Raw genomic sequence first — 12,766 nt, forward strand, 5'->3', positions numbered from 1 at the left:
GGCGCTCAGGCGGCTGGACGAAGTCGGCGCGCTGTCGTCAGCAGGGCGTGCGGCAGCGCGGCGGCGACCAGCAGCAATGCGGCGAGGCCGGTCTCCTCGGGCCGGAGGGCCCGGCGCGGCCAGGGGCCGAGCCCCAGAGGGCCGGAGAGACCCAGCACGATGGCACCGAACCAGAGGGTCAGGAAGGCGAGCGCCCCGGCGCCCAGCCGCCTCAGCCGCGGCCGCAGCGGGCGATTCGCCGTGAATGCGGCCACGCCCGCGACGCCGCCGAACAGGGCCGCCGCCACCCCGGCCCCGAGCCCGTAGGCGAGCCACAGGGGCTGATGTGTCAGGTAGGCCATCCCACCGGTGGCGAAGCCCGCCCGCAGGATCACCCCGCCGAAGGTCGGATACAGCCCCGCCAGGGCCAGGATCACCGCGCCGGCGACACCGAACACGATGCGGCGCGCGCCGGAGGCCGGACCCGGTTCCGCCGCCACGCGGGCCAGATGCGCGAGCCCGTAGACCAGCGCGAAGGCGAAGAGCGGGTAACGCCCGGCGAAGAATCCGAAGACCCAGGGCTCGACGGTCTCCGGCATGGCCGAGCGCTGGCTGAAGCCGGTGACCGCCACCAGCACCAGCGCGGCCAGCATCGCCAGGATCGGAGCGGACGCCGCGAGCAGCGCCCCCCCCGGGCGCGCACCACCCCGACCCGGATCGGGCACGGTTCTCGGGGGGGCGGGCTTCATGCCGGGCACGCGATTCGAACGGGCAGGGCCGGGATGGCCGGGCCGATCCTACCGGGCCTCGTAATGGTCCCGGACCAGCCGGTCGAGGAGGCGCACGCCCCAGCCGGCGCCCCAGCTGCGGTTGATCTCGCTGGCATTCGACGACATCGCCACGCCGGCGATGTCGAGATGCGCCCACGGCACGTCCTCGACGTAGCGCTTGATGAACGAGGCTGCGGTGGCCGCGCCGCCATGGCGCCCGCCGGTGTTCTTCATGTCGGCGAACTTCGAGTCGATCGCCTTGTCGTAGGCGGGGATCAGCGGCATCCGCCAGACCTTCTCGCCCGTCGCTTCGCCCACGGCGTGGATGTTGCCCGCCAGCGCGTCGTCGTTCGAGAACATTCCGGCGATGTCCTGGCCCAGAGCCACGATGATCGCCCCGGTGAGCGTAGCGAGATCCACCATCGCCTTCGGCTTGTAGCTGCGGACGACATGGGTGATCACGTCCGCCAGCACGAGCCGACCCTCGGCATCGGTGTTGATCACCTCGATGGTCTGGCCGGACATCGAGGTCAGGATATCGGACGGCCGATACGAACCGCCATCCGGCATGTTCTCCACGATGCCGATGGCGCCGATCACGTTGCAGCGCGCCTTGCGGGCGGCCAGCGCGTGCAGGGCGCCGACCACCGCGGCCGCCCCGCCCATGTCGCCCTTCATGTCCTCCATGCCGCCGCCGGGCTTGATCGAGACGCCGCCGGAATCAAAGATCACGCCCTTGCCGATGAAGGCCACCGGCGCCTCGCCGGCCGGCCCGCCGTTCCAGCGCATGATCACGATCCGCGGCTCCCGAACCGAGCCCTGCGCCACAGCCAGCAGCGCGCCCATGCCGAGCTCGTGCATCCGGGCCGGCTCCAGCACCTCGATCTCGACGCCGAGCTTGGCCAGTTCGGAGGCGCGCCGGGCGAATTCCTCCGGGAAGAGCACGTTCGGCGGCTCGTTCACGAGGTCGCGGGCCAGGACAACGCTCTCGGCCAGAGACTTGGCACCCTCTCCCTCGCGGGTAGCGGCGCCGTGATCCGCCAGCAGCAGGGTCAGTGCCGTGCCGGCCTTGTCCTCGGCATCGGGCTTCTTCTTGGTCTTGTAGCGGTCGAACGTATAGACGCGCAGCCGCGCGCCCAGGGCGAACTCGCCGGCTTGATGGGCGGTCACGGTCGCGCCCGGCCAGTCGAGCACCACGCGGGCCGTGCGGCCCGAGACCTTGCCGGCGGTGAAGCCGCCGAGCATCGGCCAGTCGGTCTTGGCCCGGTCCTTGTCGGAGCCGAGGCCCACCACCACGAGGCGGTCGGCCTCGATGCCCGAGGGTGCGGCCAGGACCATGGCGCTGAGGGACCGGCCCTTGAACTTCTCGGACGTGGCCGCGCGGGCGACGAGATCCGCCCCGGCGGCGCCCAGCACCTCCCGGGCTCCGGTCCCGAGGGCGAGGTCGTCGCCGACGAAAACGACGAGATCGCCGGATCCTCCCGGGCCCTGGCCGCCCCGTTCGAGGGGACCGAAACCGATCTCGATACCGTCCGCCATACCCGTCCGCCCTGCCCGATTGTCCGGAGCCGTCCATACCGCCCGCACGCCGCCGCGCGGGCCATCCGCCCTGTGTAGCCGCTGAGGCGGAGAACGCAACGCGGCTTGAGAGCCCTCGAATCGCCCCTTTTGTCGGGTCCCTGCCGCACCGGGGGCGCGTAGGGATTGGAGCGACGGGCCGGATGACGGATTCGGTGCGCCGGGCGCGTTCACTCGATACGCATCGTCTTTCGCTGGACGCCGCGGCTGCCATGCGGGACGATGCTGGGGCAGGACTGCCGGGTCGATGAGGCAGATCGAGCGCTACATCTTTCGGATCGCCCTGGGCGCCACCCTGGCCTGCCTGGTCGGCCTGACCGGGACGATCTGGCTGACGCAGGCCCTGCGCGAACTCGATCTCGTGACCGCGAAGGGCCAGACGCTGCTGGTCTTCCTGTTCGTCACGGGATTGTCGCTGCCGACGCTGATCGTGGTGATCGCCCCGGTCGCGCTGTTCATCGGCAGTGTCTATGCCCTCAACAAGCTGAACGGCGATTCCGAGCTGATCGTGATGGCGGCGGCCGGCATGCCGCCGGGCGCGCTCCTGCGCCCGTTCCGGAGGCTGGCGGTGATCGTCAGCTTCCTGGTGGGGTTCCTGGTGGTGGTCGTCATGCCGGCGAGCTTCCAGGAGCTGCGCGACGTGATCACCCGGGTCCGCGGCGACTTCATCGCCAATGTGGTCAAGGAGGGGCAGTTCACCCAGCTCGACAACGGCATCACCTTCCATTTCCGCGAGCGCGGACCCGGTGGCACGCTGAAGGGCCTATTCATTCAGGACCGCCGGGAAGCTGGCAAGACCAAGGTCTATCTCGCCGATCGCGGCAACGCCGTGGATATCGACGGGCAGAGCTACCTGATCCTGGAGAACGGCAGCGTCCACCAGCAGCAGAAGGACTCGCGCGACTCCTCGATCCTGACCTTCGAGCGCTATACGATCGACCTCGCCGCCTTCGCGCCCCCGGATTCTGACACGATCTACAAGCCGCGCGAGCGCTCGACCACGCAGCTCCTGTTCCCCGATCAGAGCGAGGGCTACTACAAGCTGCAGAAGGGCCGCTTCCGGGCCGAACTGCACGATCGGCTGTCCGCCTGCCTCTATCCCCTTGCGCTCGCCTTCATCGCCTTCGCGGCGCTCGGAGATCCGAGGACCACCCGCCAGGGGCGCGGTCTCGCCATCGCGGGCGCGATCCTCGCCGTGGTCGGCCTGCGGATCGCCGGCTTCGCCGCGGTCAGCGCGGCCGCGCGCAGCCAGGCCGCGGTGGCGGCGATCTACGGCGTGCCGCTGCTCGCGATCGGGCTGTCCTGCCTGCTGATCTATTGCCGGCCTCGGGTGCAGGCCTTCAACGCCGCCCTGGCGCGGGGACTGCGCGGCCCCGGGTCGGGCCGCCGCCTCGCCCCGGCGGCCTGATCCTATGATGCTGATCGGTCCGACCCTGGGGCGGTACTTCGCCGCCCGCTTCGCCCGCACGGTGCTGGGTGTCTTCGTCACCGTCTTCGCGCTGGTCTACACGCTGGACTTCGTGGAGCTGCTGCGCCGCGCCGGCGAGGCCGAGGGCGCCTCGACGGGCCTGATGGCCCAGCTGTCCCTGTACCGCACCCCCGCGGTGGCGGAGGGCGTGCTGCCCTTCGCGGTCCTGTTCGGGTCCATGGCGGCGCTGCTCCAGCTCTCGCGTAAGCTGGAGCTGGTGGTTGCCCGGGCGGCCGGGATCTCCGCGTGGCAGTTCCTCCAGCCCGGGATCTTCGTGGCTTTGGCCCTCGGGGCCGCCGCGGTCGGGATCTACAACCCCGTCTCGGCGCTGCTGAAGCAGCGCTCCACCGAGATCGAGGCCCGGATCTTCGCGAAGGCGACCAAGGCGAGTTCGGGCAAGGACCTCTGGATCCGTCAGAAGGGCATCGACGGCGAGGCGATCCTGCGCGCCGAGACCGCCATCGAGGGCACCACGACCCTCTCCGGTGTGTCGGTCTTCGCCTTCGACGATGCCGGCAAGTTCGTCGACCAGCTCGTGGCCGCCCGGGCCGCGCTCCACGACGGCTACTGGGAGCTCTCGGATGTGCGGGTTCTGACGCCGGACGCCCCGCCCGAGTCGTTCGACACCTACCTGATCGCTTCGAATCTCGACCCCGGACAGGTGCGGCAGCGCTTCACCCCCCCGGAATCTGTGCCTTTCTGGCAACTTCCCACAACCATCGCACGGACCGAACGGGCCGGTTTGGACGCCACGCGATACCGTCTCCAGTACGATGTCCTGTGGGCAAGACCGGTCCTGTTCGTGGCCATGGTCATCGTCGCGGCAACCGTTTCCTTACGGTTCTTCCGCTTTGGTGGTGTTGGCAAACTCGTCCTCGGTGGCGTCGCGGCCGGCTTCGCCCTCTACGTGATCCGACAGGTCATGGAGGGGCTCGGCGCGTCCGGACTCGTGGCCGCACCGGTGGCGGCGTGGTTCCCCGCCGTGGTAGGCAGTCTTCTCGGTACGCTCACGCTTCTGTACCAGGAAGACGGCTGACACCCGCGATCCGTCGCGGGCAGGGAGACCGGTGGTGAGGTTGGTGGCGGCAGACGTCACAGGGGTTGGGACGCGCGTTGCGTAAGGTCACCGACATCCTGCGGAAGGTAGGTCTCCTGGCGATGCTGGCGCTCGCCGCGCCGCTGGCGGGAGGCCTGTCGGCGCATGCCCAGGGTTTGCCCGAACTCAGGACCGGCAAGCCGGGCGAGAAGCTCCTCGTCGAGGCCGACGAGCTGATCTACGACAACGACCACAGCACCGTGACCGCCCGGGGCAACGCCGAGCTGCATTACGGCCCGCGGACGCTTCAGGCCGACCGGGTGCGCTACGACCGCAACACCGGCCGCGTCTTCGCCGAGGGCAACGTCCGCCTCACCGAAGCCGATGGCGGCGTCGTGACCGGCGCGCGCATGGAACTCACCGACGACTTCAAGACCGGCTTCGTCGACGCCTTCCGTGGCCAGCAGACGGTGCAGCGCAAGTTCGAGACGGTACGCACGCGCTTCTCCGCCCCCCGGGCGGAGCGCCTGAACGGCGAGCAGACCAGCTTCGAGTCCGGCAGCTACACCGCCTGCGAGCCCTGTAAGGACCACCCCGAGACGCCGCCGCTCTGGCAGATTAAGGCGCAGAAGATCATTCACGACAACGAGACCCACACGGTCTACTTCGACGATTCGACCCTTGAGATCGCCGGGATCCCGGTCGCCTATCTGCCGTATTTCGAGGCGCCCGATCCCACGGTGAAGCGCAAGACCGGCTTCCTGACGCCGCGCTTCATCTCGACGACGGCTCTGGGCAGCGGCGTGTCGCTCCCCTACTTCGTGGATCTCGCGCCCAACTACGACCTGACCCTGACGCCGACCGTGCTCAGCCGCCAGGGCGTGCTGGCACAGGGCGAGTTCCGCCAGCGGATCGACAACGGCTTCTACAACCTGCGCCTGTCCGGCATCTCGCAGACCACGCCCTCGGCCTTCCTGCCGAGCCCCCTCGGGGCCGGCGAGCGCGACTTCCGCGGCTCGGTTGAATCGCAGGGCCGGTTCTACATCAACGAGCGCTGGCGCACCGGCTGGGACGTCGTCGGCGTCACCGACAAGTGGTTCCTCGACAATTACCGGATCCGCAACCAGAACATCACCACGGATTATTTCCGTGAGGCGACCTCGACCGGCTACCTGATCGGCCAGGGCGACCGCTCATGGTTCGAGGCGCGGGGCTACTACTTCAAGGGGCTGTCGAGCTTCGACTGGCAGAAGCAGCAGCCGATCGTCGCGCCGGTCATCGACTACGACAAGCGCGTCAACGGCCCCGCCGAGATCGGCGGCGAGGTGCGCTTCCAGGCCAACATCACCAGCCTGAACCGCGAGACGACCCAGTATCAGGGCCTGCCGCGCACCGCGAGCTACCTGTTCTCGCCGAGCGTGAACGGCGTGAGCTTCCCGCTCTATCAGACCTGCACGGTGTTCCAGCGCGGGACCTGCGCGATCCAGGGGCTCGCCGGCAACAACACCCGCGCCTCGGCGGAACTCTCCTGGCGGCGCAGCTTCATCGACGACATGGGTCAGAAGTTCACGCCCTTCGCCTATCTGCGCACCGACGCATTCTTCAACAGCACGAGCTTCTCGGGCTACCAGAACGACCTCGTCCCACAGATCGCCCACGTCGATCAGGGATTGGCCGGCCGGGTGATGCCCGCGATCGGCCTGGACTACCGGTATCCGTTCGTCGCCAATTTCGGCGCGCTCGGCGTCCATACCCTGGAGCCGATCGGCCAGATCATCGCGCGCCCGTCCGAGACGCGGATCGGCCACCTGCCCAACGAGGACGCCCAGAGCCTCGTCTTCGATGACACGTCGCTGTTCGAGTGGGACAAGTTCTCGGGCTACGACCGGGTCGAGGGCGGCGTGCGCACCAATCTCGGCGGCCAGTACTCGGTCGTAACGCCGTCAGGCTGGTACGCGAACGTCCTGTTCGGCGAGTCGATCCAGCTCGCCGGCGTCAACTCGTTCCGCCGCGGCGACATCGCCGATGTCGGCCTCGATTCCGGACTGGAGACCCAGCGGTCGGATTTCGTGGGGCGCTTCCAGGTCTCGCCGAACCAGAACATCACCTTCATCACCCGCGCCCGCTTCAACCAGGCTGACTTCCACGTGGCACGGTTCGAGACCGGCGCGACGGCACGGTTCGCGCCGTTCCTGCCGCTGACCCTGTCGGCCTTCTACTCCTACTACGAGGCGCAGCCGCTGCTGGGCTACAGCCATTACCGCGAGGGCATCACCGCCACCGCCACCTACAACATCACGCCGAACTGGTTCATCTCGGGCTCGCTGCTGGTCGACCTCACGCACTATCTCGACGTGCGCAACACCTATCAGGACGCACTGACCTCCTACCTGGCCAACTCGGTCGGGACCGTGCCGGTCTACCAGAATCCGGGACGGTTCTACCTCTCGGGGGCGAGCTTCGGCGGCGGTTATCAGGACGAGTGCACCACCGTCTCGCTGAACTACATCAACTCACCGATCGCCACCGCCACGGGCGTGCGCGAGCGCAACCAGACGGTGCTGCTGCGGGTCGAGCTGAAGACGCTCGGCGAGGCGGATCTGCGCCAGAACGTCGGCACGGCGACCACGGCGGACGGCATCGCCTCGGTGCGGTGACGGTCCGCGGATCGGCTTGCGGCTTCACCCATCGCGGTTGTGATCACAGTCGGGTCGCCGGGTATGGCACCTCGGAGGAGGCATGCGCCCTCCCTCCCCCGCAGAGGGGGAGGGAGAACCGCGCGGATCCGGCCTCCTCAAATGGAGAGGCGGGAACATCACAGCGCGGGTGCGCCTACGCCGCGCCGGCGCTATAGACCCTCCATGCCGCCGCTTGCCCTCACCCTCGGAGACCCCGCCGGGATCGGTCCGGAACTGGCGCTCAGCGCCTGGCTCGGGCGCGGCGGCGCGGATCCGCTGCCGCCCTTCTTCCTGGTGGGCGATCCGGCCTTCATCGAGCGCCTGGCCAACCGTCTCGGACGTCTCGTTCCCGTGGCCGAAGTCGATCCCGAGACCGCCGCGGAGGTGTTTCCCCGCGCCTTGCCGGTGGTGCCGCTTCCGAGCGGCGCCCTCGTCGCCGCCGAGCCCGGCGTGCCGGATACGGTGAATGCCGGTGCCACCATCGAGTCGATCACCGCTGCGGTGGGCTTCGTGAAGGCCGGGCGCGCCAGCGCCGTGGTAACCAATCCGATCGCCAAGTTCGTGCTGACCCGGGCCGGGTTCGCCCATCCGGGCCACACCGAGTTCCTGGCGGCCCTCGCGGTGCCCCCCTGCCTCACGCCGCCGCGGCCGGTGATGATGATCTGGAGCACCGACCTCGCCGTGGTGCCGGTGACGATCCACGTGCCCATCAAGGACGTCCCCCGCCTCCTCACACAGGAACTGGTGGAGGAGACCGCCACCATCGTCGCCCGGGACCTGCGGCAACGATTCGGCCTGCCCGAGCCGCGCCTCGTCCTGGCCGGCCTGAATCCCCATGCGGGCGAGGCCGGCACGATCGGCCATGAGGACCGGGATGTGCTCGCCCCCGCGGTGGCCCGCCTGCGCGCCGCCGGCATCGACATCCGCGGGCCCCTGCCCGCCGACACGCTGTTCCACGCCCGCGCCCGCGCGACCTATGACGTCGCCCTGGCGCCGACCCACGATCAGGCCCTGATCCCGATCAAGACCATCGCGTTCGACGACGGCGTCAACGTTACCCTCGGGCTGCCCTTCGTGCGAACCTCGCCGGACCACGGCACCGCCTTCGACATCGCCGGCCAGGGAATCGCGCGGGCCGACAGCCTGATGGTGGCCCTGCGCCTCGCCGCGCAGCTTGCCGCCAACGCAACCGGTCGCGCGCAGGCGTCCGACGGCGCCGAAATCATCCCGTTCAGCATCTATGCCGGTCGGCCCCGGTCCCCGGGTGCCCGGCACTTCGAACCCGAGGACGAGCTGTGAGCGCCGGGGACGGTCTTCCGCCGCTGCGTGATGTCGTTGCCCGGCACGGACTGGAGCCCCGCAAGGCGCTCGGCCAGAACTTCCTGTACGACCTCAATCTCACCGGCCGGATCGCCCGCGCCGCGGGGCCCCTCGAGGGCGTGACGGTGGTGGAGGTCGGCCCCGGCCCGGGTGGCCTGACCCGGGCGCTGCTGGCCGAGGGGGCCGCCCGGGTCGTGGCGATCGAGCGCGATGCCCGCGCCCTGCCGGCGCTCGCCCAGATCGCCGCCCACTATCCCGGCCGCCTCGATGTCGTCGATGCCGACGCCCTCACCTTCGATCCGCGGCCCCTCGTGGGGTCCGGGCCGGCGCGGATCGTCGCCAACCTGCCCTACAATGTCGGGACGGCTTTGCTCACCGGCTGGCTCGACGGCGAAGCCTGGCCGCCCTGGTGGGATCAGGCGGTGCTGATGTTCCAGCGCGAGGTGGCCGAGCGAATCGTGGCCGGGCCGGAGGAGCGGGCCGATTACGGCCGCCTCGGCGTCCTCTGCGGCTGGCGCACCGAGGCCGAGATCCTGTTCGACGTGAGCCCCTCGGCCTTCGTGCCGCCACCCAAGGTCACGTCGAGCGTGGTCCGGCTGGTGCCGCGGGCGCGTCCCCTGCCCTGCCGGGCCGGGGCCCTTGAGGCGGTGACCCGTGCGGCCTTCGGACAGCGTCGCAAGATGCTGCGCCAGAGCCTCAAGGCGCTGACGCCGGAGGCCAGCCGCCTGCTGGACGCCGCCGGTCTGGCCGAGACGGCGCGGGCCGAGGAGATTCCGGTGGCGGGCTTCGTCGATCTCGCCAACCTCTGGGACGCACACAGAAACGCCGGCGCCGCTGTGACGGCGCCGGCGTGAATCATGTGCCCCCGGGGCGCGGTTGCGGTCAGCGGGTCTGCTGGATCGCCGACAGCACCCAGCCACGGCCGGGCTGCCGCTGGAAGGTCCACAGTTCCGTGACCTCCGGCGCGTCGGTCTGCACGATCCGGCCGCTGCCGCGCTCCACCATCACGTCCTTGAGGGCGTAGCGCATGGCCACGGTGGCGTATTCCGTGCGGTCCTCGGCCCAGGCCTCTGCCAGGTCGCCCTGCAGGAGCTTCACGTCGGAGATCTTGTTCACGACGCCGCGGGCGGCGTTGTTGCGCAACTCCTCATCGAAGTAGCTCACCATCTCCGGCGTCGACAGATTGCCGAGCGTTACCCGATCCTCGCGGGTATAGGCATCCTGGACATCGGCAAGCAGCCGCTCGAACGCCTGATAGTCGGCCGGGCTGACCTGCACCGGGCGCGTCTGCACGGGGCGTGAGCCGCCGAACAGGCCGCCCCCGGCCCCGGCACCACCCATCGGGCCGGAGGGACCCTGAGCGCCGTCCATGGACGAGCGCGTGTAGGGCGCGCCGGCCCCGGTCGGCTCGTTCCGGCGGCGGAAGAAGCGCAGGGCCAGCATCACCACGAAGACGACGAGCCCGATCTGGAACAGCAGCCCGATCATCGAGGTCAGGCCGCCGAGGCCGCCGAAGAAGCCGCCGCCCAGCAGGGCGCCGATCAGGCCGGCGCCGAGCAGGCCCGCGAAGAACCCGCCCCCGAACCGGCGGCCGGACGCGCCCGGAGACTGCAGGCCAGGATTGCCCATGCCGGGGGACGGCGCCGTCTGCGAGCGCTGCATCGTCATGCCGCCGCCCGGCGCCGTCGGCGTGGCGGAGGGGGCCGTGAAGGTGCGCGAGCCGCGGGAGCCCATGGAGCCGCCCCCGCCCGGACGGGCTTCGGCGGCGGGCGCCGCGACGGTCAGCGCCGCGGCCAGTGCCAGGAGGGCGGCCACGCGCCGGCGGCGCGAGATCTGGGTCAACATGTACACGCCTCTGAGGACGAGAACTGAACGGCGCGGAGCGCCAGCAACAATATGGGAACGGCCCACAGCGCGTTTTAGTCCTGGCCGCGATCCACGCGATGCCGTTTCCCACAGATTCAGTGGAGCGTGCGCTCCGGCGCCGCCGGGAACGACAGCCGGACCTGGGTCCCCTCCCCGCTTCGGCTGTCGAGGGTGATCGTGCCGTTCTGACGTTTCATCAGGCCGTGGACGATCGCGAGGCCGGCGCCACGCCCCGCTTCGCGGCTGGTCTGGAACGGCGCCAGCGCCCGGGCAAGCATCTCAGGCGACATGCCCTGCCCGGTATCGCCCACGAGGATGCCGACGCTCCCCTCGCCCGGCGCCTGCATCGCGCGGTCGCCGGGATCGGTCCGGAAGGTCGACAGCGTCAGCATGCCGCCGGACGGCATCGCCTCGCAGGCATTGGCCACGAGATGCCGGACGGCGAACTCGATCTGCGTCGGGTTGCTGATCGCCCGCGGCAGGCCGGGCGTGGCCGTCACGGTCAGGCGGATCCCGGAGGGTAGATCGGACCCGATGCGGTCCGCGAGATCCGCCACGATGGCGTCGAGATCGACCGCGCGCACCTCCGGCGCGATGCGGCGGGAATAGGCGAGCAGCTGCCGGGTCAGGATGGCGGCCCGCTCGGTCGCGTCGGCGGAGCGGGAGATCGCCCGCTGGATGAACGGTTCCTGGCGGTCGCCGAGCCGGCGCTTCAGACCGTCGATGTAGCCGATCAGGATCTGGAGGAAGTTGTTGAACTCGTGCGCGACGCTGTTGGTCAGCAGGCCCAGCGCCTCGCGCTGCCGGGACAGGGCGAGCGCCCCCTCCGCCTCCCGGCGCGCCGTGATGTCGATGAGCTGGCCGATCCGTTCGGTCGTACCGGGCAGAGGCGCCGTGGTGAGGCAGGCCCAGAAGCTCGTCCCGTCGGCATGTGCCGCCGGAAATACCTGGTCCCCGTCGCGGGCCGGATCGGGTGCGGTCGCACGGGCGGCCAGGATCAGGTGGAGACCCTGCCGGACCAGCGCCTCCGCCGGGTGGCCCGTGAGCCGTTCGGCGGCGGGATTGGCGTGGTGGATGTGGCCTTGCGCGTCGAGCAAAAGGCTCGGCGTGGGCAGGGCGTCGAAGAGCGTGCGGGCCTCGTGCGTCAGCGGCACGCGCGCCCCGGCATCTCGATCCGTCTCGGGCTTCGCCATGCTGCGTTCGCGCTCAGCGGATGCGGAAGGCCCGCGACGGGCCAGCGATAGCGGCGAACGGCGCTTCGGCCAAGCCGTGACCGAATCCGTGACCGAATTCGCGACAGGGCCCCGGGCCGTTTCGGCTACTGCCTCACCCACATCACCCGGGCGATCCAGGCGACCTCGCCGAGGTTCAGGACCCTGTCCTCGTGCTCGGGGTTGAGGGAGGCCAGCTCCACGGTTCGGGCCGTGCGCCGCTTCAACTCCTTGGCGAGCACCTCGCCCCCGTGCAGGCGGACCACGACGCGGTCGCCCTTGCGCACGCTGGCCGTGGGCGAGACGATCAGCACGTCGCCGTCCCGGAAGAGGGGCAGCATGGAATCGCCCTGGATCTCGAGGGCGAAGGCGCGCTCCTCGCCGAGATCGGGAAACTCGATCTCCTCCCAACCCGCGCCGCCGGTCGGCATGCCCTCATCAGTGAACAGGCGCCCGGCGCCGGCCTGGGTCAGGCCGATCAGCGGGACCATGGTGCGCGCCGGAATCTCGCGGGCCTCGATGAGGCGCAGGAACTCGTCCAGGCTCGATCCGGTGGCGGCCAGCACCTTCGACACCGATTCCGTCGACGGCCAGCGCTTGCGCCCGTCGGCGCCGACGCGTTTGGACCGGTTGAAACTCGTCGCGTCGAGCCCGGCGCGCCGGGCAAGGCCGGAGGCCGAATAGCCGTGGCGCTCGGCGAGCCGGTCGATGGCGTTCCAGATCTGCTCGTGCGACAGCATAGCGGGCTCGATGGATCACCCTGACGAGGCCGGCAACCCCCATCCCGCCAGCCCGGAATCGGCTGCCGTGGGGGCGCTGGAACGTTGCGCCGCCGGGTATGGTCGACACCCCGCGGTTAC

At 70.3% G+C, this 12,766-nt stretch carries 10 protein-coding genes; 5 read left to right on the forward strand and 5 right to left on the reverse strand.

What is annotated here, in order from left to right; all coding sequences use genetic code 11:
• Positions 1-5: 5 nt before the first annotated feature.
• Positions 6-704 carry a hypothetical protein gene (locus tag AC3IF1_RS24040; protein WP_489219647.1) on the reverse strand — a complete coding sequence of 233 codons (699 nt, stop codon included), beginning with the start codon at positions 702-704 and terminating at the stop codon, positions 6-8.
• A gap of 72 nt (positions 705-776) precedes the next feature.
• Positions 777-2,288 (reverse strand): leucyl aminopeptidase, encoded by a 1,512-nt coding sequence (locus tag AC3IF1_RS24045; RefSeq protein WP_489219648.1) that lies wholly within the window; start codon positions 2,286-2,288, stop codon positions 777-779.
• A 286-nt stretch (positions 2,289-2,574) separates the two neighbouring features.
• On the opposite strand from AC3IF1_RS24045, the gene lptF reads away from it, so the two are divergent.
• The 5 genes from lptF to rsmA all read left to right on the forward strand — a co-directional run bounded on the left by lptF (position 2,575) and on the right by rsmA (position 9,683).
• Positions 2,575-3,735, forward strand: coding sequence for an LPS export ABC transporter permease LptF (gene lptF / locus AC3IF1_RS24050; RefSeq protein WP_243973444.1), 1,161 nt, complete (start codon positions 2,575-2,577; stop codon positions 3,733-3,735).
• Between the two features lie 7 nt (positions 3,736-3,742).
• Positions 3,743-4,831, forward strand: a complete 1,089-nt coding sequence (gene lptG / locus AC3IF1_RS24055) for an LPS export ABC transporter permease LptG (RefSeq protein ID WP_243973443.1) — start codon at positions 3,743-3,745, stop codon at positions 4,829-4,831.
• A gap of 77 nt (positions 4,832-4,908) precedes the next feature.
• The gene (locus tag AC3IF1_RS24060; protein ID WP_489219649.1) at positions 4,909-7,488 is read left to right on the forward strand and encodes an LPS-assembly protein LptD; all 2,580 of its coding nucleotides are present in this window, start codon (positions 4,909-4,911) and stop codon (positions 7,486-7,488) included.
• A gap of 204 nt (positions 7,489-7,692) precedes the next feature.
• Positions 7,693-8,808, forward strand: a complete 1,116-nt coding sequence (pdxA, locus tag AC3IF1_RS24065) for a 4-hydroxythreonine-4-phosphate dehydrogenase PdxA (RefSeq protein WP_489219650.1) — start codon at positions 7,693-7,695, stop codon at positions 8,806-8,808.
• Positions 8,805-9,683: a 16S rRNA (adenine(1518)-N(6)/adenine(1519)-N(6))-dimethyltransferase RsmA gene (gene rsmA / locus AC3IF1_RS24070; RefSeq protein ID WP_489219651.1), complete on the forward strand. Its 879-nt coding sequence runs from the start codon at positions 8,805-8,807 to the stop codon at positions 9,681-9,683. The genes pdxA and rsmA overlap by 4 nt, the downstream gene beginning before the upstream one ends.
• A gap of 28 nt (positions 9,684-9,711) precedes the next feature.
• On the opposite strand, the gene AC3IF1_RS24075 is transcribed toward rsmA, so the two are convergent.
• The 3 genes from AC3IF1_RS24075 to AC3IF1_RS24085 all read right to left on the reverse strand — a co-directional run bounded on the left by AC3IF1_RS24075 (position 9,712) and on the right by AC3IF1_RS24085 (position 12,646).
• Complete coding sequence (locus AC3IF1_RS24075; protein WP_489219652.1) at positions 9,712-10,674, reverse strand: TIM44-like domain-containing protein; 963 nt, start codon at positions 10,672-10,674, stop codon at positions 9,712-9,714.
• Between the two features lie 116 nt (positions 10,675-10,790).
• Positions 10,791-11,888 (reverse strand): two-component system sensor histidine kinase NtrB, encoded by a 1,098-nt coding sequence (locus AC3IF1_RS24080; RefSeq protein WP_489219653.1) that lies wholly within the window; start codon positions 11,886-11,888, stop codon positions 10,791-10,793.
• Between the two features lie 125 nt (positions 11,889-12,013).
• Entirely contained in the window at positions 12,014-12,646 is a 633-nt protein-coding gene (locus AC3IF1_RS24085) for a S24 family peptidase (protein ID WP_243973437.1), read from the reverse strand.
• Between the last annotated feature and the right edge of the window lie 120 nt (positions 12,647-12,766).

The organism is Methylobacterium sp. E-012 (assembly GCF_057836545.1).